Origin of the sequence: Thermotoga sp. RQ2 (genome assembly GCF_000019625.1) — a bacterium.
Lineage (GTDB): Bacteria > Thermotogota > Thermotogae > Thermotogales > Thermotogaceae > Thermotoga > Thermotoga maritima.
The window spans coordinates 1348842-1370396 of the sequence record NC_010483.1 but is presented as its reverse complement, the minus strand read 5'-3'; the positions used below and the strand labels follow the sequence as shown (position 1 = coordinate 1370396).

Annotated in this window: 21 protein-coding genes; 4 read left to right on the top strand and 17 right to left on the bottom strand. The window is 46.5% G+C overall.

The annotated features are described in order from the left end of the window. Positions 1 to 4: 4 nt before the first annotated feature. The 8 genes from plsY to TRQ2_RS06880 are packed head-to-tail and all read right to left on the bottom strand — an operon-like array spanning position 5 to position 7800. Positions 5 to 595 carry a glycerol-3-phosphate 1-O-acyltransferase PlsY gene (gene plsY / locus TRQ2_RS06915; RefSeq protein ID WP_012311082.1) on the bottom strand — a complete coding sequence of 197 codons (591 nt, stop codon included), beginning with the start codon at positions 593 to 595 and terminating at the stop codon, positions 5 to 7. A gap of 4 nt (positions 596 to 599) precedes the next feature. After that, entirely contained in the window at positions 600 to 1919 is a 1320-nt protein-coding gene (gene der / locus TRQ2_RS06910; RefSeq protein ID WP_012311081.1) for a ribosome biogenesis GTPase Der, read from the bottom strand. A gap of 3 nt (positions 1920 to 1922) precedes the next feature. Then, entirely contained in the window at positions 1923 to 3554 is a 1632-nt protein-coding gene (locus tag TRQ2_RS06905) for a 30S ribosomal protein S1 (RefSeq protein WP_012311080.1), read from the bottom strand. Next, a complete protein-coding gene (gene ispH / locus TRQ2_RS06900; protein ID WP_012311079.1) occupies positions 3541 to 4368 on the bottom strand; it encodes a 4-hydroxy-3-methylbut-2-enyl diphosphate reductase in 828 nt (275 codons plus the stop codon). Before ispH ends, TRQ2_RS06905 begins: the two co-directional genes overlap by 14 nt. Then, complete coding sequence (cmk, locus tag TRQ2_RS06895; RefSeq protein WP_012311078.1) at positions 4365 to 5027, bottom strand: (d)CMP kinase; 663 nt, start codon at positions 5025 to 5027, stop codon at positions 4365 to 4367. Before cmk ends, ispH begins: the two co-directional genes overlap by 4 nt. 1 nt (position 5028) lies before the next feature. After that, positions 5029 to 5361 (bottom strand): STAS domain-containing protein, encoded by a 333-nt coding sequence (locus TRQ2_RS06890; RefSeq protein ID WP_004081714.1) that lies wholly within the window; start codon positions 5359 to 5361, stop codon positions 5029 to 5031. A gap of 1 nt (position 5362) precedes the next feature. Continuing rightward, positions 5363 to 7102, bottom strand: a complete 1740-nt coding sequence (gene aspS / locus TRQ2_RS06885; RefSeq protein WP_012311077.1) for an aspartate--tRNA ligase — start codon at positions 7100 to 7102, stop codon at positions 5363 to 5365. After that, a complete protein-coding gene (locus TRQ2_RS06880; protein ID WP_012311076.1) occupies positions 7096 to 7800 on the bottom strand; it encodes a translation initiation factor eIF-2B in 705 nt (234 codons plus the stop codon). The genes aspS and TRQ2_RS06880 overlap by 7 nt, the downstream gene beginning before the upstream one ends. Positions 7801 to 7999: 199 nt before the next feature. Between TRQ2_RS06880 and TRQ2_RS06875 the strand changes: the two genes are divergently transcribed. The 4 genes from TRQ2_RS06875 to TRQ2_RS06860 are packed head-to-tail and all read left to right on the top strand — an operon-like array spanning position 8000 to position 11640. Continuing rightward, positions 8000 to 8755 carry a DUF4912 domain-containing protein gene (locus TRQ2_RS06875; protein WP_012311075.1) on the top strand — a complete coding sequence of 252 codons (756 nt, stop codon included), beginning with the start codon at positions 8000 to 8002 and terminating at the stop codon, positions 8753 to 8755. Between the two features lie 4 nt (positions 8756 to 8759). Next, entirely contained in the window at positions 8760 to 10346 is a 1587-nt protein-coding gene (locus tag TRQ2_RS06870) for a glycoside hydrolase family 57 protein (RefSeq protein ID WP_012311074.1), read from the top strand. After that, entirely contained in the window at positions 10343 to 11125 is a 783-nt protein-coding gene (gene rsmA, locus TRQ2_RS06865; RefSeq protein WP_012311073.1) for a 16S rRNA (adenine(1518)-N(6)/adenine(1519)-N(6))-dimethyltransferase RsmA, read from the top strand. The genes TRQ2_RS06870 and rsmA overlap by 4 nt, the downstream gene beginning before the upstream one ends. Next, complete coding sequence (locus TRQ2_RS06860; RefSeq protein WP_012311072.1) at positions 11110 to 11640, top strand: glycerol-3-phosphate responsive antiterminator; 531 nt, start codon at positions 11110 to 11112, stop codon at positions 11638 to 11640. The genes rsmA and TRQ2_RS06860 overlap by 16 nt, the downstream gene beginning before the upstream one ends. Here TRQ2_RS06860 and TRQ2_RS06855 read toward each other — a convergent pair. From TRQ2_RS06855 to TRQ2_RS06815, 9 genes are all read right to left on the bottom strand, one after another. Further along, positions 11597 to 11992, bottom strand: a complete 396-nt coding sequence (locus tag TRQ2_RS06855) for a CoA-binding protein (RefSeq protein WP_012311071.1) — start codon at positions 11990 to 11992, stop codon at positions 11597 to 11599. The two genes, TRQ2_RS06860 and TRQ2_RS06855, sit on opposite strands and share 44 nt — an antisense overlap. Next, the gene (locus TRQ2_RS06850) at positions 11943 to 12359 is read right to left on the bottom strand and encodes a DUF1667 domain-containing protein (RefSeq protein ID WP_012311070.1); all 417 of its coding nucleotides are present in this window, start codon (positions 12357 to 12359) and stop codon (positions 11943 to 11945) included. The genes TRQ2_RS06855 and TRQ2_RS06850 overlap by 50 nt, the downstream gene beginning before the upstream one ends. A gap of 1 nt (position 12360) precedes the next feature. After that, positions 12361 to 13572 (bottom strand): NAD(P)/FAD-dependent oxidoreductase, encoded by a 1212-nt coding sequence (locus TRQ2_RS06845; protein WP_041434348.1) that lies wholly within the window; start codon positions 13570 to 13572, stop codon positions 12361 to 12363. Next, on the bottom strand, positions 13569 to 15008 hold the full coding sequence (locus TRQ2_RS06840; protein ID WP_012311068.1) for an NAD(P)/FAD-dependent oxidoreductase: 1440 nt from the start codon (positions 15006 to 15008) through the stop codon (positions 13569 to 13571). Before TRQ2_RS06840 ends, TRQ2_RS06845 begins: the two co-directional genes overlap by 4 nt. Before the next feature lie 80 nt (positions 15009 to 15088). Beyond that, the gene (locus tag TRQ2_RS06835; RefSeq protein ID WP_049749668.1) at positions 15089 to 15676 is read right to left on the bottom strand and encodes a glycerol-3-phosphate responsive antiterminator; all 588 of its coding nucleotides are present in this window, start codon (positions 15674 to 15676) and stop codon (positions 15089 to 15091) included. Next, positions 15631 to 17121 (bottom strand): glycerol kinase GlpK, encoded by a 1491-nt coding sequence (gene glpK / locus TRQ2_RS06830; protein ID WP_012311066.1) that lies wholly within the window; start codon positions 17119 to 17121, stop codon positions 15631 to 15633. Before glpK ends, TRQ2_RS06835 begins: the two co-directional genes overlap by 46 nt. Positions 17122 to 17193: 72 nt before the next feature. Next, complete coding sequence (locus tag TRQ2_RS06825; RefSeq protein WP_012311065.1) at positions 17194 to 18894, bottom strand: methyl-accepting chemotaxis protein; 1701 nt, start codon at positions 18892 to 18894, stop codon at positions 17194 to 17196. A 110-nt stretch (positions 18895 to 19004) separates the two neighbouring features. Then, the gene (locus TRQ2_RS06820; RefSeq protein ID WP_012311064.1) at positions 19005 to 19616 is read right to left on the bottom strand and encodes a redox-sensing transcriptional repressor Rex; all 612 of its coding nucleotides are present in this window, start codon (positions 19614 to 19616) and stop codon (positions 19005 to 19007) included. Beyond that, entirely contained in the window at positions 19609 to 21546 is a 1938-nt protein-coding gene (locus TRQ2_RS06815) for a [Fe-Fe] hydrogenase large subunit C-terminal domain-containing protein (RefSeq protein ID WP_012311063.1), read from the bottom strand. The genes TRQ2_RS06820 and TRQ2_RS06815 overlap by 8 nt, the downstream gene beginning before the upstream one ends. Positions 21547 to 21555 lie beyond the last annotated feature (9 nt).

The window sequence follows — 21555 nt, the reverse complement described above, 5'->3', positions numbered from 1 at the left end:
GTTTTCACCTCTTGAAGAGGTTTACCTTCCTTTCCGTACCGTTCAGGAGACGCTGGATGTTTTCGGAGTGTCTGAGAGTGGAAAGAACCGCGAGAATGAGAATCAACATTCCCGTATCGTAGCCCTTGAGCAGATATCCCAGAAGAGCAGAAACGTAAAGAGCTACAAGAGATCCAAGCGAAGCGTATTTGGTGAGTATTACGATGACAAGCCAGATCAGTGTGAACACAAGTCCTGTAGGCCACGAAAGACAGAAAATGATTCCAAGAGTGGAAGCGACTCCTTTTCCGCCTTTGAACTTCATGAAGATCGAAAAGTCGTGTCCGAGGACAGTCGCGATCGCCGTGAGTGATACAATCTTCGGATCTCCTGAGAAAGTAGCGGCAATGAACACAGGGAAAAATCCCTTCAAAGCATCCAGAAGAAGGCAAATCCCTCCAACAAGAGGACCTGTGGTTCTTATAGCATTCGTCGCTCCGACGTTGCCACTCCCCACTTTTCTTACATCGATACCCTTCAGCCACTTCGGGATCAAGTAACTGAAGGGGATCGAGCCTATGAAGTAACCGAGAACCGGGAAAAACCACCAGTACACGATATCACCTGCTCCTCTTGAACTTCAAGAATATAGGAGATCCCTCGAACGGAAAGACGTAGTCCCTGATCAGTTTTCTGAGAAAAACCTTTTGTGGATTTTTTATCTTCTCTATACTGTTCACAAAGAAAAGGAAAGTTGGTGGTTTTATGTCCACCTGAAGACCGAAAAAGATCTTGAGACCACGGGGGAGATTCGTGAATGCGAGCACCTTCTGAAGAGCCGAATTAATGGCACTGGACGGTACTTTCGTTGTGTAGGAAGCGTACGCTAAATTGATAGCGTCTATCACTCTGTCTACGTTCCAGCCTTTGTCAGCGGAGGTAAAAATAAGCGGACTGTAATCGATGAAATAGAGCTTCTCTCTGAATAATTTGGTGAATTCGTCGTGTCTTTTTTCGCGGTGTTCCACGAGGTCCCATTTGTTGAAAACAACGACGCTGGCTCTTCCTCGTCTCTCAACAAGGCCGGCTATTCTCTGGTCCTGTCTTGTGATACCTTGAGTCGCATCGAGAACTATCACAACAACGTCCGCTTTTTCTATGCTGTCCACAACCCTGTAGTTGCTGTATTTTTCAACAGTCCTGGGTTCGACCCTGGATCTTCTTCTCAAGCCGGCTGTGTCAACGAATACGTATTTTTTTCCATCTATAAACACTTCCTCGTCAACGGGATCCCTCGTTGTTCCAGGTATTGGTGACACCAGAGCTCGCTCTTTGTTCAATATAGCGTTGAAGAGTGTGGATTTTCCCACATTTGGACGACCAACGATGGCAACTTTTATTGCGTCGGTGATTTCGGGCTTTGATTCTAAATCCAGCCCTTTTTCTTCGAGTTTTTTGATGATCGTCTCCAGGAGAGTATCGAGATTTATGTTGTGCTCTGCGGAAACGGGTATTGGTTCTCCAAACCCCAAACTGTAAAGCTCCGGCTTCACTTCTCTTTCGAACTCTCTGAGATTTTCCGCTTTGTTCGCTACAAGGATGGTATCAACGTTGGATTTCCTGAGAAAATCGGCAAGCGATTCATCTTCTTTTGTGATTCCTCTTTTTCCATCGACAACAAACAGAACGAGATCAGCTTCTCTGATCATGTTCAGGGTAATTTCCTTCATCTTTTGGGAAATGATGTCCTGTGGATTGTCGAAGACTCCACAGGTGTCCACGAGTTTAAAGGTTTTCCCGTACCACTCTACAATATCTTGAACGGGGTCACGGGTGACCCCTTCTTCGTCTTCGACAATAGCCTTTTTCTTCCTCACCAGTTTGTTGAACAGAGTAGACTTTCCAACGTTTGGCTTACCAACTATCAGAACCGTCGCCATATTTCACTCTCCGTTCTTTTTGAGAAGGTCTCCAATGGATTTCTGAGAACTCTCCTTCTCCACCATTTTTTTGTACTCCTCTATGTTCTTTCTCTCTTCATACCGCTTTTCGCTCAGTATCATTCTTCCGCCTAACACCTCGTCGGGGTCTATTCTGAGAACAACGAGGTTTAAAACCTTTCCCGTTTCAGGCTCGCTGAGAAGATGGTTGTTCGGCACGAACCCCTCCAAATCGTACTCTTCGACTTCCACTACCACTCCCGAGTTCACGATCTTCTTTATGGTTCCACTCACAATGGAGTCTGTTTCCAACTCTTTGAGTGCACGTTCCCATGGATTTTCCTGGGTTCTTTTTATGCTGAGAGTGATCTTTCTGTTCTCTTTGTCTATCTTCAAGATCTTCACTTTCACCTTTTCACCGATCTTTAGAATTTCTCCAGGTTCATCAATTCTTTTCCATGAAATTTCAGAGACGGGAACGAATCCTTCGACTCCTTCTTCTAACTCGACAAAAGCTCCCTGTTTTATGATTCCTGTCACCTTTCCCGTCACCACGTTGTTGACATTGTACCTGTCTTCGATGTTTTCCCACGGATCTCCCTTTGCCTTTTTGTAGCTCAAAGTGAGTTTTCTGTTTTCTTTGTCTACATTGATAACTTCAACCTTCACCAGATCTCCTGCACTCACCACTTCTTCAAGACTTTTTCTTGTGTTCCCCCAGAAGACTTCAGACCTTGGCACAAGTCCTTCCACGCCGGGCTCCAGTCTCACAAAAAATCCGAACGGATGAATCGAAATCACTTCTCCATTCACCACTTTTCCAACCGGGTACTTCTCTTCCACTTTTTCCCACGGATCGGGCATGAGCCTCTTCAAACTGAGGATGACGTTCTTTTTCTCCTTGTCCAGTTCGATAATCTTCGCTGTTATGTTCTGGCCAGGTTTCACTATGTCTTCAGGAGATATTCTGGTGTCGTAGCTGAGTTCGCTCCTGGGAATGAACCCCCTCACTCCCTCTGAAATTTCAACTTCGACACCTGCGTTACTGATCCCTTTCACGGTACCTTCTACGATGTCTCCCACTTTCTTCTCTGAGAAGAACTCCTCGATCTTCTTATCCTGGAGAGCTCTTCGCGAAACAACGATTCTTGGTCCCCGTTTCGTCTGTACCATTTCCAGAATGATGACTTCTATTTCTTTTTCAGGTATAGGATCGTTCCTTCTGAGGAGGGAGTGTGATCCTGGAAGAAAGGCAGAGACTACTCCTTTCAATAGAACGTTGTATCCTCCTTTTGTCTGCGAGACGACGCGGGCTTTCACAGGTTTCTTTTCTTCGTAATCTTTTCTCAACTCTTCAAGCGTTTTTCGAAGAACTGGTCTCCTCTCCGAGAGAATAGATCTCTCTTCGTAGTTCAGATTCAGTATTTGAAGGGTGAGATTTTCGCCCACCTTGTACTCATCTAAGGATTTGATCAGTTCGTTCACCGGTACGAATCCCTCGCTTTTTCCCCCGAAATCCACCACCACTCCATCGTCTTCCTTGCCGATAACCACACCTTTTACAATCTGTCCCCTTCTGAACTCCTCAGGCTCGTATTGGCTGAGGATTTCATCGTTGAATTCAAATGGTTCCATCTCTCTTCCCCTCCATCTCTTTCAGTTTTCTGACAACGTTTTCTATCAGAGAATTGGGTGTAGAAGTACCGCTGAACACACACACCGTACCATATTTTACTACGTCCGCTGGTAATTCGTCAGGTGATTCTATCCAGATCGTCTTTGAGTGTTTTGAAGCGATTCTGAAGAGTTTCCCGGTGTTGGAACTGTGCTTTCCTCCGACCACTATGGAAAGATCACAGATCTTCGAAAGCTCCTCCACTTCCCTTTCTCGGTTCACAGTTACGGGGCATATGGTGTTGAGGAAAACGGCTTCTTCGAATTCGTTCATCCTGATCATCGCTGCAACGAACTCTTTATATTCTTCGAGCGAAGAAGTGGTCTGAGAGAGAAAGACCACCTTTTTTTCTTCGAATTTGAATGGAACTTTCGTGACGATGGCAGGAGCATATCCTCTCAGCGCCACCATTTCCGGGTGGTCTTCTTTTCCAAAAACGATGACTTTCCTCTCTTTGGCATATCTTTGAGCGGTCTTGAACAGTTGAGAAACTATGGGACAGGTGAGATCGACGACCTCTGGAAAGATCTTTTTCAGTTCTTCGAGTCTATCTTTCGGGATACCGTGAGCCCTTACAACGAACACCTCTCCATCTGTCATCTCCGAAGACACTTTCAATCCTTTCTTTGTCAACTGCTCCATCACCTGTTTGTTGTGGACTATCTCACCATCTGTTACCACTTTCTTTCCTTCATCTAGTAACTCCTCCACGGTTCTTATCGCTCTTTCCACTCCAAAACAAAAACCGATATTCTTTGCCACTACTATTTTCAAGTGTTCATCCTCTCCCTGACCAGTTTTAGGATCCTGTCGAGCACTTCTTCCACACTCATACTGGTTGTGTCTATGATCACAGCATCTTCCGCTGGTTTCAATGGGGCTACGTTCCGTTTGGAATCCTGCTCATCCCTCGAGATGAGCTCTCTTTCAACTTCTTCTTTTGTGACCTTTAGACCTCTTTTCTGGTACTCTTTCAACTTCCTCTCTACGCGCGCTTCCAGAGACGCTGTGAGAAATATCTTCAGGTGAGCGTTTGGAAGCACAACCGTTCCTATATCCCTTCCCTCGACCACGATGTTTTTGTCGTCACATATCTCTCGCTGGATTCTGACCAGGTGCCTTCTCACAACTTCAAGCCTGGCAAAATTTGAGGCAAGAACCCCCGCCTCTGGACTTTGAATCTTTTCGGTGTAATCCTTCCCGTTGATGTAGACTCTTCCGTTCACATAGTCTATCTTCAGATTTTTCAGCGCGTTCTCGATCTCCTCTTCAGCGGAAGAGGGACTGAGCCCTTTTTCGTGCAGATAAACTGCAACGGCACGGTACGTTGCTCCCGTGTTCAGGTGATCAAAACCAAGCTTCTCAGCAAGAAGCCTTGCTACTGTGGACTTTCCAGACGCTGCGGGGCCGTCTATTGCTATCTGGAACCCCATTTCACGCCTCCTCCACTGTATCGGTGATTTTGAAGATCTTATCGAGATGGGTGAGTTTTAGTATTCTCGATATGCTTTCTTTCAGTGAGCTGAGGATGAACTCCTTTCCGTTGATTTTCGCGTCTTTCAAAATCACAACGAGTGTTCCAAGACCCGCGCTGTCCATGTAGGAGACAGACGAAAGATCGAGGACGATCTTCTTCTTGCTGGTAGTCGAGATGAAGTTTCTAAGCTGTTCCTTCAGCTCCGAAGAATTGTAAGCGTCTATGTCCCCCTGCACTCTCACGATGGCTTTGTCATCCTGTTCAACGATATCGAGCTTGAGGTTGTTCATGTTATCCCTCCTCTATTCTAATTCTGAGTTCTCTGAGTTGCCTTTCATCAACTTCAGCAGGAGCTCCCGTCAAGAGGCACACACCGTTTCCTGTTTTTGGAAACGCTATCACTTCTCTTATAGAACTCTCACCGGCTATGATGCTCACCAGTCGATCCAGTCCGAAAGCTATTCCTCCGTGCGGCGGAACACCGTACCTGAACGCTTCGAGGAAGAAGCCGAATTTTTTCTGTGCTTCCTCTTCACTCAACCCAAGAAGTTCGAAGATTTTCTCCTGAATATCTCTTCTGTGAATCCTGATGCTTCCTCCACCGACTTCGTAACCGTTGATGACGAGATCGTAGGCTTTCGCCCGGACCTTTGTGTAATCATCACCTAAGGTTTCCAGAACGGGCATTGTGAAGGGGTGGTGACGCGCCACAAATCTTTCTTCTTCCTCGCTCCACTCGAAGTATGGAAAATCAACTACCCAGAGTACGTCGAATCCTTTTGCAAGGTGTGAGAAATGCTCTTTTCCGATTTCCAGCCTCAGCGTTCCAAGGGCTTCGTTGAGGAGGTTTCTATCAGTGTGGGCCGCTATGAGACAGACGTCTCCTTCGTTCATGTTTTCCGTCTCTGCGATCTTTCTGAATTCTTTTTCGAGGTGTTTCAGGTGTGGTGACGTGATTCCACCGTCCAATTTGAACCAGATGAGTCCGCCGAGACCGAGTTCTTTCATTCTTTCCATGAGTTCTTCGCCTTTCTTTCTGCTCATCTCCGAAGCGAATCCGGGAACGATGAATCCTTTCACGCTTCCTCCTTCATCGAGGACGTTCCTTATCACCTTGAACTCCGTGGTCTCAAAAGCGTATCCAAAATCTCGAAGTTCCATTCCGTATCTTCTGTCTGGCTTGTCCGTTCCATACTTTTCCATCGCCTCGTCGTACGGGATTCTGTCGAAGGGAACCTTGAGATCGATGCCTGAAGATTCTCTGAACACTCTTGAAACCATTCCTTCGCTCACATTCAGTACATCTTCCACATCGACAAAGGACATTTCCACGTCAACCTGGGTGAACTCCGGTTGTCTATCTGCTCTGAGGTCTTCGTCCCTGAAGCATCTGACTATCTGGAAGTATCTGTCGAAGCCGGAGATCATCAAAATCTGCTTGAAGAGCTGAGGAGATTGAGGCAGCGCGTAGAACTTTCCGGGTCTGAGTCTCGAAGGTACGAGGAAATCCCTCGCCCCTTCCGGAGTGCTTTTTGTGAGAAAGGGAGTTTCTATTTCAAGGAAACCGAGTTCATCGAAGTAATCTCTGATGATTTTCGATATTCTGTATCTCAAAATGATATTTCTCTTCATTCTCTCGGAACGAAGATCTATGTATCTGTACTTGAGTCTCATTTCTTCTTTAGGTGTTTCTCCAGGATAAAAAGGAAGCGGATCGGCAAGAGACAGTATTTCTATTCTTTCGGCGACGACTTCTATTTCTCCTGTTTCGATGTTCGGATTTTCCGTCCCTTCTGGCCTTTTTCTCACGGTTCCCTCAACCAGAACGACGGATTCTCTTGTGAGTTCGTCTACAACACTGTAAGCCTTACTGTTCACATCGCACACGATTTGAGTCTCACCGTATCTGTCTCTCAGGTCGATGAATCTCACACCACCGAGATCTCTGATCCTGTCCACCCATCCGCACAGCTTCACTTTTTTTCCCTCGTCTGCTGCTCTCAGCTCTCCACACGTGTGAGTTCTCAGCATAATGTCCCTCCCTCAGGGTCGGTTATTATCGCCGTTATCAACTCAGACGGTACCACTTCAAAAAGATTTGTATCTTTCAGCTTCTTCGAACCGAATTTGAAGGGATCCGCCACAACGAAGAACGGTTTCCTCAACTCTCTGCTCAGAATGGCCAGGGTGGTGGTTCCCACTTTGTTTAAAACATTTCCCGATTCGTCCACGTAGTCGGCTCCCGTCAAGCAGACGTCAACCATTCTGAGAATCCTGTAGGCCAGCAGATCTTCCACAGGTTCAGCGCGAAGGTGTATCTTCCTCAAAGATTCTACCAGTATTTTCCCCTCTCCACCTGGGTGCGACTCGAGAACGAAAACCATAGGAGGTCTGGCTTTACGAAACACCTCCAGCAGTGTTTTGCTGTTGCTCAGCGTGAGAATTTTTTTATTTTTGAAAAAATTCGACGCGTATTCAATAGTTCGAGTGAAAGATTTTTCCACAGCCCTTTCGAATTTCTCCAGTTCTTTCAGGGAATGATTTTCCAGAAAAAAAGCCAGTTTCTCGAGAACGGCCATGGGTTTCTCTTCACAGAAAATGCCTATCTCTTTCGATACTTTCCCGGAGTCAAGTCTTTCAGAGTGCTCTTTGAGAAATTTTAACAACTTTTCCAGAACTTCCTGGGATCCCTCTGTGTTCAATTCTTTCAAAAAACTCAAAACTTCCATAACCCCACCTCTATAGTATTCTACCTCAAACTTTTTCATTCATAATTTGATAGTTGTAATTGGTCGTTTTCTTTTATGAGCAGTGATTACCAATAATTATTCGCAAATATCTCTTTGAATCTCTGAAAATCTCATGTTTACAACACAATCCATCTGTGTTATAATTTTTTAAAACGAAGATTAACTGGGGGGCGAAATCATGAAAGGAGAAGAGATACTGAAGTGGCTCGACTCAAATCCAAGTATTCAGGAGCTGAAAAAATTCGCTAAAAGTCTGGGTTTGAGAGTGAAAAAGGCCATGAAGAAGAAAGAGGTTATAAAACTCATCAAGGAACATGTGGAATCCGCTTTTTCAATGACAGATTCTTCCTCGGGTGTTTCGACGACCGTTCAAAGGAGAGAAGAGAAAGATCTAAATCTTCCCAAAACCTACGATAAAAACAAGCTCGTTCTCATGCCGGTTAATCCCTACGTGGTTTTCGCTTACTGGGACTTCGATCAAAGAACAAGAGAGCTGATGAAACAAAAAGCCAGAGAAGGAAAGGCAGTGATCAGACTCTACGATGTGACTTTCATCATGTTCAATGGAACCAACGCGCACAGAACGTTTGAACACAGACTCGATGAACTCACGCTCGACGCGGGGAACTTCTACTTCAACGTTCCTATGCCGAGGGCAGATTATCTTTCGGAAATGGGCTACCTTGACGATGAGGGAAAGTTCGTTTCAGTGTTGAGGTCCAACGTCACCAGAACCCCTGCCGCTTCTCCTTCGACCTCTTCCAGGGAAAGATGGTACGACTTGAAAAATAAAAAGCGAACGGTGGTGCTGTCCGAGGGAAGCCTTATAAAGCCTGTTGAGAAAATAAGAGGTGTTACCTCACCCGGATTTCCTTCCGGACAGGGTATGATGGCCCAGGGAATAATGTGGGAAATTTTCAGGAGTGGGAGGTAATCTCATGAGAGGAAAAATACTGATATTTCTGCACGCGCACCTTCCATACGTTCACCATCCTGAATACGATCATTTTTTAGAAGAAAGGTGGCTTTTTGAGGCCATAACAGAAACTTACATACCGCTTTTAATGATGTTCGATGAAATAGAAGATTTCAGGTTGACCATGTCGATCACTCCTCCGCTGATGGAGATGCTCTCCTCCAGAGACCTTCAGGAGAAGTACGAAAGACACATGGAAAAACTGATCGAACTCGCAGACAAGGAAGTGGAGAGAACTAAAAAGGAGCACCCGCTGAAGCATAAGATGGCTAAATTCTACCGTGAACATTTTGAAAAAATTCTGAATGTATTTCGCTCTTACGATGGAAACATCTTGGAGGGCTTCAAAAAATACCAGGAGACCGGAAAGCTGGAGATAGTAACCTGCAACGCCACACACGCGTTTTTGCCGCTCTATCAGATGTACCCAGAGGTGGTGAACGCTCAGATCACAGTTGGTGTGAAGAACTACGAAAAGCACATGAAGAAACACCCAAGGGGTATTTGGCTTGCGGAATGCGGATACTATCAGGGGCTGGATCTGTACCTTGCCCAGAACAACGTTGAGTATTTCTTTGTAGATTCTCATGCCTTTTGGTTCGCCGATGAACAACCCAGATACGGTGTCTACAGACCCATCATGACGCCAAGTGGTGTTTTCGCCTTCGCACGAGATCCGGAGTCGAGCGAACAGGTCTGGAGTGCAGCCGTTGGGTATCCTGGTGATCCAAGGTACAGAGAATTCTACAGAGATATAGGTTTCGACAGAGAGATGGAGTACATAAAAGATTACATAGACCCTTCTGGAGTCAGAATAAACACCGGAATAAAATACCACAGGATAACTTCGAAGAGTCTGGACGCTTCGCAGAAAGAATATTACGATATAGATCTGGCCATGGAAGCGGTGGAAGAACACGCGAGGGACTTCCTTCACAAAAAGGAAAATCAGGCAAGAAGATTGATGGACATAATGGGTGTCGAACCAGTCATCGTTGCTCCATTCGACGCTGAGCTCTTCGGTCACTGGTGGTTCGAGGGTGTGTTCTTCTTGAAGAGGTTCTTTGAACTGGTGAATGAATCAAAAGACCTGAAGCTCGTCACCGCATCCGAAGTTATAGACACTCTCGAAGAGGTTCAGATCGCCACACCCGCCGACTCGAGCTGGGGTGCCGGAGGATACTACGAAACGTGGCTCAACGGAACGAACGACTGGATCTACAGGCATCTCCATGAGATGATCGAGAGAATGATAGATCTTTCGAAAAAGTATTACAACAGTTCCGATCCACTCGTGGAAAGGGTTTTGAATCAGATGCTGAGAGAGCTATTTCTCGCACAATCGAGCGACTGGGCTTTCATTATGACCACAAGAACGAGTGTTCAATACGCAGAAAACAGAACGAAGCTTCACATAAAAAGATTTCTGAACCTCTACGATCAACTCGTTTCTGGAAGAATAGACGAAGAGATGCTAAGATACTACGAGTGGACGGATGCAATCTTTCCGGAGATAAACTTCAGGGTGATGGCGAGGGACGTGATTTGAAGACGTCTGATTATCTGAAAAAGTACGGTGTAAGATTGAAAAAACACCTGGGGCAGGTCTTTCTTTCGGACGATAGGATAGCGAAGCGCATCGTGAAAGCGGCTGATCTGACTCCAGAGGATGTGGTGGTGGAGATAGGAGCCGGAGCTGGAACTCTCACGGAAGAACTCACTAAGACCGGTGCGAGGGTCATCGCCTACGAAATCGATGAGAGCCTTGCTCCGATTCTTCAAGAAAGACTTTCGAAGTATCCCAATGTGGAATTGAGGTTCGAAGATTTCCTGAAAGCGAAAGACGTTCCTGAAGGCGCAATTTGTGTGTCCAACATCCCCTACAACATAACAGGTCCCCTCATGGAAAAGATCATAGAATGGAAATTCAAAAGAGCCATCGTCATGGTTCAGAAGGAAGTTGGTGAAAGGATCCTGGCAAAACCCGGAAAGAAAACGTACGGATACCTTTCGGTTGTGGTTCAGACGTTTTACGAGGTGAAAAAGCTCTTCGATGTTTCAAGATCCTGTTTTGTTCCGAACCCTGAGGTTGATTCCACAGTTGTAGATTTGAAGAGAAAACCTGTGGATCTGGATTTCGAAAAATTCAAAAAATTCGTCTCGATGATATTTGCAAAAAAAAGAAAAACGCTCAAAAATAATCTGAAGCCATTTCTTTCTATCTTCGAGGGAGTAGATTTGTCAAGAAGAGCGGAACAGCTCACCGTTGAGGAAATCGTGGAACTCTATGAAAAATGGAGGAGAGCACTCGAATGTTCAAGGGGATAATAGCTGCGCTGTGGGACATGGATTCCATGGGAGAAATAGAACCCGATGTGGTTTTTCTTTTGAAGAGCGACATTTTGAATCTGAAGTTTCATCTGAAGATTCTCAAAGACAGGGGAAAAACCGTTTTTGTTGATATGGATTTTGTGAACGGACTAGGAGAGGGAGAAGAAGCGGTTCTTTTTGTGAAAAAGGCCGGTGCCGATGGTATCATCACGATAAAGCCAAGAAATTACGTCGTTGCAAAGAGAAACGGAATTCCCGCTATCCTCAGATTCTTCGCTCTCGACTCGAAAGCGGTCGAAAGAGGTATCGAACAGATAGAAACGCTCGGGGTAGATGTGGTGGAAGTCCTTCCAGGAGCGGTGGCTCCGAAAGTGGCCAGAAAAATACCCGGCAGAACAGTGATCGCCGCCGGGCTCGTTGAAACGGAGGAAGAAGCTCGTGAAATCCTCAGACACGTTTCAGCGATCTCTACAAGTTCAAGAATCCTCTGGAAGATGAAGTTTCTACCATGATACACTTTTCAGCGGAATATTCTACGTCTTTCGAAGAGTCGAGGAATCTTTTGATCTCTTCTGAGAACGCTCCCGGTTGATACCAGAATCTTCTGAAACCCACGTCGTACGCCTTCTTTGTTTCTTCAAGTGCGACTTCGGGTGGTACAACGAAGACTATCACATCGATATCTTCAGGAAGTTCCTCCACGCTTTTGTAAACCCTGAAACCTTCTATCTCGTCGTACTTGGGATTCACCGGTAAAACCTCGAATCCCTTGGAAACCAGATCTTTAAGTATCACGTTTCCGTACTTTCTTGGATTAACCGTTGCTCCCACCAGCGCTATCTTTTTGAATTTCTTTGGATCCATCTTCTAACCTCCTCACCGTTCTTGTTACAACAAGATTCGCTCCTGTTCCAAAAAGATCTCTTAGAACAACATCACCAACTTTCACGGGGGCTTCCACTTTGATTTCTCTGACTATCTTCATGAGTTCCGATATGAATCTCTTCGGAATCGGTTTGTCCGTCTTGACGGATGCAAGTGGAAGCTCTCCGTTCAATACTCTGATGCTCGTTGGAACGACTCTTTTTGGATCTTTTATCTCATCCTTTGCGTATTCAACACCTCGTGGGCACCTGTTTCCTGTGATGGATTTTATGTGGCCGTCTTCAGTTAGCTCCACCTTAATTTTACACCCGATTGGGCACTGAACGCAAACGACATTTTTGAACATTTCAATTCACCTCCTCGACGGACACCACGATTTCATCGAGTCCTTCGAGATCCCTGTCGGAAATTTTCACCCTCAGCATCTCACTTGGCACGAGATCTTCGAATTCCCTTGCGAACCTTCCAACTACGAGTCTTCCCTTCTCCATGGGTTTCTTCACTCTCAGGTAGAGAGTGAGAGGTTCTGCAGGGGTGTACCAGATCGGATGAACCACCATCACGTTTTTTCCGGGTCTCACGGGAATCTTTTCTCGCGGGATCTCGCCTTTCACGAACTTTGCGGCGTACCGTCCCGCTGTCTCACCCTCGTAGCTCACGTAATCCACCAGATCGAAGATCACTGTACAGTTTCCAGCGGAAAAGATCCAGTCTCTAGAGGTCTGGCCTATATTTGAAACTCCCACACCTCTGGAGGTCGGATTTTTCACCACCAGGTTTTCTATCAATTCCACCTGAGGAATGAGTCCAACGGACAAAACCAGCGTGTCCACTTTGAACACCCTCTCCGTTCCCGGAATGGGTCTGAACTGTTCATCCAGTTTTGCGACCACGACTTCTTCCAATCTTTCTCTTCCTCTCACCTCAACGACTGTGCTGGAGAGGTACAAAGGTATGTTGTAGTCCTCAAGACACTGTATCACGTTCCTGAGGAGGCCTCCCGCGTACGGCAGACGCTCCACAACACCGACGACTTCCATTCCCTCGAGGGTGAGCCTTCTTGCCATGATGAGACCTATATCTCCGGAGCCCAGTATGAGGGCACGTTTTCCGGGGAGCCTGTTTTCTATGTTGATGAGTCTCTGGGCAACACCGGCTGTGAAGATACCAGAGGGCCTGTCTCCCGGGATCATGAGACTACCAAAAGGTCTTTCCCTGGCACCTGTCGTATAGACTAGCGCTCCCACTTCTACTTCCTCTATGCCTTGTTCGGTGACGAGGATCACCCTTCTGTCCTCAACACGTTTCACATAAGCGTTCGTCAGCGCTCTTATTCCAATCTTTTCCATCTTTTCCTGGAATCTTTCAGCGTACTCCGGTCCTGTGAGTTCCTGCCTGAAATAGTGAAGACCAAAACCGTTGTGTATACACTGGTTCAATATTCCTCCGGTTCTTTCATCTCTCTCGACGAGGAGAACTTCTGCCCCTTCTTCTTTTGCTTTCAACGTCGCCGCCATTCCGGCAGCTCCGGCTCCTATCACCATCACATCGACCCTCATTCTCTCACCTTCCCGTTCACAACCCAGCTATTCTCCGATTTCATCTTTATTTCCGACATATCCACACCGAGTTCTCTCTCCAGAATCTTGAGAATTCGAGCCATGCAGAAGCCCCCCTGACATCTCCCGAACATCGCTCTTGTTCTGAATTTCACACCGTCGAGTGTCCTTGCTCCTCTTCTTATGGCTTCTACTATTTCTTTCTCTGTCACTTCGTTGCAGAAGCAAACGAGTCTTCCCGCACGTGGATCTTTTTCTATTTCCCTTCTCCACTCTTCAAGAGGAAGTTCCGAATAGTGAACGATTCTCTTTCTTTCCGGTTTGAAGTCTTTTTTCTTCTCAAGAGGAATTCTCATTTTTTCCTGGATCAACTCTTCAACAACGTACTTTGCCACCGCCGGCGCTGCTGTGAGACCAGGAGATCTTGTTGCCATAACGTTCACGAAGTTCTTCACCGTCTCGCTCACTTTTATGAAGAAGTCTTTTTGTGGACTTTCCGGTCTCAGCCCTGAGAAGGTTTTCACCACGAGGGAGAAATCGAGGGAAGGTACGAGTTTTTTTGTGAATTCTCGAACTTTTTCGAGACCTTCCCTGGTGGTTATGGGTCTGTCCTTCATCTCTTCGGGAAGATCCTCGGCAGTTGGTCCCAGAAGGATTCCACCATCGACTGTGGGAAGAACGAGTATCCCCTTCGAGACCTTAGTAGGTGTGGGGAATATGACCCTTTTGACCAGACCCTGAAGTTTCTTATCGAGGAGAATGTATTCGCCTTTTCTCGGATGCAGGGGAACGTACTCTGCACCGGCCAACTTTGCTATCTCGTCTGCGTGGAGCCCAGCGCAGTTTATCACGATATCCGCTTCGTATTCACTTTTGCTGGTGTGAACTTTCTTCACTCGACCGTTGACTTTCTCAAAGCCAACGACGCTTTCTCCAAGAACGAGTTTCAATCCGTTCTGGACGGCGTTTTCCACGGCTGCTATGGCAACCATCCATGGTTCTGTGATGCCAGCAGTGGGAGCGTAGAGGGCATATTTGACCTCTGGGTTCAGATTCGGCTCCATGGAAAGAACTTCGTCTCTTTCCAGGATGGTCAAACCTGGAACGCCGTTTTCTTCGCCCTGTTTTAGGAGGCGCTCGAGTTCTTTCAGTTCCTCATCGTTGAACGCCACTACGAAAGATCCAATTCTTTTGAAATCAAAATCCAGCTCTTTCGACAGGTCTTCGTACATTGCATTGCCTGACGCGCAAAACTGTGCACGAACGCTTTCAGGTGGATCGTCGTAACCAGCGTGAACAATAGCGGAATTCGCCTTTGTCACACCCCAGCCCACGTCCAGATTTTTCTCTATGATGGTCACTTCTAGATCGTACTTCGTTAACTCTCGCGCTATCAGAGAACCAAACACTCCGCCACCTATGACGACAGCCTTCATCGTTTGCACCTCCTTAAACAAAAAGAGCCATACCCCACTCTCGTGGGATATGGCTCTCTCTTTTCTCTCTCCTTCAAGAATTATATTATCTTCCATAGATCTTTGCAACTCGTTGATATTGCTTTTGCTCCTGCTTCTAAAGCAGCAAAAACCTGCTCTTTTTTCCTTATCAACCCTCCCGCTATTATGTCTCCAGAATACCGTTTCGTTATCTCCTTGATGAACTCTGGAACTATACCGGGAAGAATTTCTAGAAAATCTGGCTCTAAGTCTTCTGCCTGAGCCAATCCACTTTCTAAAGCACCGGAATCTACCAAGAATACTCTTTGAATAATTCTCATACCCAGTTTTCTGGCTATTTTCAAAAGATGAATGTGTGTAGAAATTATACCGTCGACACCTACAATTTCTCTTAAAAATTCAAGTGAACACCTGTCTAATGAAAGCCCCTTTACGAGATCCACGTGAACGAAAACTTCTTTTTTTCCGTTCTTGAGTTTGTAGACTATTTCTTCGATGTTCATCACAGTTCCTGTTAACAAAAATATCACTTCAGAAGGTGATTCTAAGGCTTCTTCAATATCCTTTTCTGCCCTGACAGCTGGAATTACAGGATACAAGTTCATCGTTTTTCCCATCCAAGGGATCTCGACACTGCCTCTTTCCATTTTGAATACAGCCTCTCTCTTTCCTCGGAATTCATAGAGGGTTCAAATCTTCTGTCGAGTTGCCAGAGAGAAGCTATCTCTTCTTGATCTTTCCAGTACCCAACCGCGAGTCCTGCAAGGTAAGCAGCTCCAAGGGCTGTTGTTTCGTTCACAACAGGTCTTTCCACAGGGATTCCAAGGATATCAGCCTGAAACTGCATCAGAAAGTTGTTCACAACGGCTCCACCATCGACCCGGAGGGTTTCCACCTTTATATCGCTGTCTTTTTCCATGACTTCTACCACATCTCTTGTCTGATAGGCGATCGACTCAAGAACGGCCCTCACTATATGCTCTCTGGTGGTACCTCTGGTTATGCCTATGATCAAGCCTCGAGCGTACATGTCCCAATACGGTGCACCAAGCCCCACGAACGCCGGAACAAAGTACACACCTCCGTTGTCTGGCACTTTTGTGGCGAGTTCTTCGGTTTCTGCGGCGTTTGAGATGATCCTCAGACCATCCCTTAGCCATTGCACAGCGGCGCCAGTAATAAATATGCTGCCTTCAAGGGCATAGTAAACCTTCCCGTTTATTCCCCACGCGATGGTTGTGAGAAGACCGGATTTTGATTCAAATGCTTTCTCTCCGGTGTTCATGAGGAGGAAACATCCTGTTCCGTAAGTGTTTTTCAACATGCCTGGCTGGAAGCAGGCTTGCCCAAACAGTGCCGCCTGTTGATCCCCTGCGTCTCCAGCTATAGGTATTTCCACTCCGAAGATATCCTTTGCTGTGTAACCGTACACGTGACTCGACGGCATCACCTGTGGAAGCATCGCCCTCGGTATGTTTAGAAGTTCCAGTATTTCATCGTCCCAGTCGAGTTTGTGGATGTTGAAGATCATAGTTCTGGAAGCGTTCGAATAATCGGTGACGTGTACTTTCCCGCCCGTGAGGTTCCAGATGAGCCAGGTGTCGACCGTTCCAAAGAGCACCTCTCCCTTTTCTGCTTTTTCCCTCACTCCTTCAACGTTGTCGAGGATCCACTTGATCTTCGTTCCGGAAAAATACGCGTCGATGACGAGCCCCGTTCTTTCGCGGATGAACTCAGCGTAGCCCTTTTCTTTCAACTCATCGCATATGGGAGCCGTTCTTCTGCATTGCCACACGATGGCGTTGTAGACGGGTTTTCCCGTGTTTTTGTCCCAGACGATGGTTGTTTCCCTCTGGTTTGTGATCCCTATGGCGGCTATCTCTTCAGGCTTGATTCCTGCTTCTTCGATCGCCCTTTCTGCAACTTCGATCTGAGACTCCCAGATCTCCATCGGATCGTGTTCCACCCACCCGGGCCTTGGATAGATCTGTTTGAACTCTTTGTTGACCTTGGAGATCACGTTTCCCTTCTCGTCGAAGACGATCGCCCTGGAACTCGTTGTACCCTGATCGAGAGAAAGAACGTATTTCACCTTCTCCCCTCCCCAAACGTGAAAAGCCCTGGGGAATTCCCCAGGGCTCTCTGATTCTCTAAGAGTATCTTATCAGATCTTGAACTTTTCTACATCCTCTTTCAACTCATCCGAGAGTTTCTTCAGTTCTGTTCCAACGTCTGCTATTCTCTTTGCGGCCTTTTCCTGTTCTGTGATGTTAGTGGAGACCTCTTCTATTTCGTCGGCAACCGTTGTTGTTGTCTTGGCAACCGCATCGAGGGCACTGCTCATCTCTTCGGATGCGGCGCTGAGTTCCTGGGCACTCGCGGCGATTCCCTCGATCCTTGCGGCAAGATCCTCTATTCTGGATACGATCTGGTTGAAGTTTTCGTAGGACTCTTCCACCAGTTTTCTCGCATCTTTTGTGATCTCGACGTTTTCCTTCGACATCTCGTTCGTTCTTTCTACACCTTCTCTGATGTTCTCGAGGATCTGACTGATCTCTTCTGTGGCTTTCTGACTCTCTTCAGCGAGTTTTCTGATCTCATCGGCAACCACCGCAAATCCTCTTCCCGCTTCTCCTGCTCTTGCTGCCTCTATAGCCGCGTTCAGTGCTAGGAGGTTCGTCTGCTCTGCGATACTCTGGATGGTTCTTACGATCTCCTCGATGTTTCTTGCACTCTCAGTCACACTCGAAACGACATTGGCCGTTTCTCTGGAATTCTCTGAGACGTCTTCCACCTTTTTGACCGCCTCTTCGAGGACCCTCTGACCGTTCCTCGCGAAATCTGCTATGTTGTCTGCGTTTTCCGAGATTTCTTGAATGAGTTTGGAAATGTTCTGAGAGTTAGCAGAAACCTCCTCGGAACCTGATGTGACTTCCTCTATGGACGCGGAAGCGTTCTGAACCTCTTTGCTGATCGTGTCGGAAGCTCTCGCTATCTCTTCAAGGGCACTGCGAAGCTGCTGGGAGAGGGCAAATAGCTCCTCAGAAACTCTTTCCACCTCGTCCTGGGATTTGTCGATTTCCTGAACCATATTTCTGAGTTTTCCAACGGTTTCGTTCAATTTCTGTGCTATGAGACCGAACTCATCCTTCGATTTTATATCAACAGAAATAGACAGATCTCCACTCGATATCTTCTCGAGGGCAACCAAAACGGCTTTTGTCTTTCTCGAAAGCACTCTTCCATAGAAGAAGACCGCTATTATCACTGCGATTCCTATTACTAGAATTACTATCACATCTTCAAATATGAGATTTCCAACTGCTACTTTCACATCATCCACGTATATTCCAGTTCCGACGATCCATCCCCAGGGTTCGAAGAGTTTCACGTAAGAGACCTTGGGTTCTGGTTTGTCGCTTCCTGCTTTGGGCCAAGAATAAAAGACGAACCCTTCTCCTTTTTCTTTCGCTACTTTCACCATTTCGTTGAACAGGTACACACCGTTCGGGTCCTTGTAGTTGCTCAGATCCTGACCGTTCAATTCTGGTTTGATTGGATGAAACACCATCCTGGGGTGGGTGTCGTTGATCCAGAAGTAGTTGTTGTCGTCGTATCTGATCTTTCCTACGAGGGACTTTGCCAGGTTCTGTGCCTGCTCTCTTGTGAGTTCTCCTTTCTGTTCCATCTCGTATGCTCTCTCCAGAATGCCGTAGACCGTCTCAACCAGGTATTTTGCTTCATCCTTTTTCCTCTCCATGATAGTGTTGTAGACGGTTGTATTCATGAGGACGTACTGTGTCACAAAGAAAGCCAGCACAACCACCACGCCGATTACCAGGACTTTGGCAGAAATACTTCTCATGTCTGAAACCTCCTCTTTGAAGTATTTATGAAATTTTGATGAACATCAGCAAAGAAATTATACCACAAAAGAGGGGGCTGTTCCCCCTCTTTGATCGCTCGAAAATGCGGTTACTTCAGAAGGTGTTTTATCGTCAGGAGGGATTTTGTGAGGTCTTCGTCCACGACAATGACGTTTGAAGGAAGTTCAAGATGAACTCCCGTGAAGTTCCATACGGCTTTTATTCCCTTTTCGATGAGAAATCTGGCTGTAGCCTGCGCTCTGTCCTTTGACACGCACAGTGCGGCTATCTCCGCATCGAACCTTCTGATGACTCTTTCCAGAACGTCCAGTTCTCTGACAGCGAATTCTCCTATGAACTTTCCCACGTTTTCCTTCTCTGTATCGAACACGGCTACGACTTTCACACCGGCTTTCGAAAAGTCCAGGCTCAACAAAGCCCTTGCGAGGTCATTTGCTCCAACGATGATCATGTTAGTGGTGTTGTTCACTCCGAAGAGATCGTCGAGTTCTTTTCTGAGTTCTTCCACATCGTAGCCGACCCTGGGCTTTCCCTGACATTTGAGATAGGAAAAGTCTTTCCTCACGAGGTCCGGGTTTATTTCGAGGAATCTTGCGATCTCATCAGAGGAGATGTAAGGTTTTTTTGTCGCTTCCAGAACTTTTCGGTACATCTTCAACCTTTCAAAGGTAGATCTTGGAAGATGTATCATCTCAGCCATTTTTCGAAAGCTCCTCCAGCACCTTCTCAAAAGTGGCACCACCTATGATTTTATCATCCACGATCACGTTCGGAGAAGCCCCGCAGTTTTCCACACAGAACGTTCCCAGCACTTCTATTTTTCCTTCCCTATCGTTCTCTTTGACGTAATCAACGAGCTTTTTCAGTATTTCGTAAGATCCTTTCGTGTAACAGGAGGTTCCAAGACAGACTTTCACCGTTCTCTTTTCACCGTTTGGAACGGGAAGTATTTCCACATCTTTTTCCGGGTATCTTCTCCTCGGTCGGTAGGTGGTGTGGAGAATCTCATGTCTTGTGTGTTCGTCTTTCAGATCTTCTTCGTAGAGTTTCATGAGGAAGAGGTTTTCCACGGGTGTGAGGAGAGATTTTATTCCCATGGTGTCTCTTAGCACTTTTGCCCTGTGTTCTCTGATTCTGGAATCGTTCGGGTAAGGCTGTCCTCCTCCACCCACACATCCGTAGTTACAGGCCATTACTTCGATAATCTCCACGTCTTTTCTTTCTTCGAGGAACTTCTTCACCTTACCAAGACCGTATATGACGGCTCCTTTGAAAGACGTACCATCTTTGAGTGTAACTTCCGCTACCCTGATGCCATCTTCTGGAGATTTCACGTCGACTTTTTCTATGCCGATTTCCTCGTTCAACACAGAAAGAACACAGGAGAAGACCCCACCGGCTTTTCCAAAACCGAGACCCGCCTGCGAAGACACTCCGTAAGGTCTGTCGAACGGCTGGGGTTCTATTCTGTTTATGTCTATTCTGCTCATCTTGATGAGTTGAGCAAGTTCTCTTGTTGTGAGGACAATGTCAACGATTCCTTTGTGTTCTTCTCTTTCTGCTTCGAACTTTTTAGCGGTACACGGCATGAACGAAACGAGGAAGATCTTTTCTTCAGGAACACCGAGTTTTCTTGCGTAGATCTTCTTTATCACCGTGCCAAGTGCCTGTTGAGGTGATTTCACGCTCGAGAGATTCTGAAGGTACTGAGGATAGGTGTGCTCAGCGTGCTTCACCCACGCAGGACAGCATGAGGTGAACTGTGGAAGTCTTTCTCCTTTTTTGAGTCTTTCGTAGAACTCGTGGGCTTCTTCGTAGGCGACAAGATCTGCTCCGAACGACACATCGAAAACTCTATCGAAGCCTATCGTTTTCAGGAAAGAGACGAGTTTTTCCGCCATTGCGACGTCTTCGTCTATTCCAAACTCTTCCTGAATCGCAGCTCTCACCGCGGGTGCGATCATTCCTATCACGATCTTGTCGCTTTCAAGAGCTTCAATCAACTTGTCTATATCGTTTCTGATGCTCAGAGCTCCCGTTGGACAGTATGCTACACACTGTCCGCAGAGCACACACTCTGTCTCTATGAGGGGAGTATTAAAAGCGGTCGTCACGACGCTTTCAAAACCGCGCTTGGCGAACTCGATAACACCGACTCCCTGGATCTCTTCACACACGCGAACACAGTCACCGCAGAGGATACACTTGGATATATCTCTCACTACCGGAGCGGATTCGTCCCTGACGTGTTCTTTCTTGAGAGCTTCGAATCTGATCTTTCTTATGCCGAAGTCTTCAGCGTACTTCTGAAGTTTACAGCTTCCGTTTCTATCGCAGGTGGTACAGTCTCTGTTGTGAGTTGCAAGGATGAGTTCGAGGATGTTCCTTCTCATTTCGTATATTTCGGGGGTGTTCGTTTTTACCTTCATACCTTCGTAAGGTTTCAGGGTACAGGAAGTGGTGATCTGACCGTCGATCTCCACAAGGCACATTCTACAGGCTCCATATATAGAAGCCTCCGAAAGATAACACAGATTCGGAATCTCTATCCCCACGTTCTTCAGCGCTTCAAGGAGGTTACGCTCGTTGTCATTTATGATAACTTCTTTTCCATCAACGTAAATTTTCATTTTTCTTCC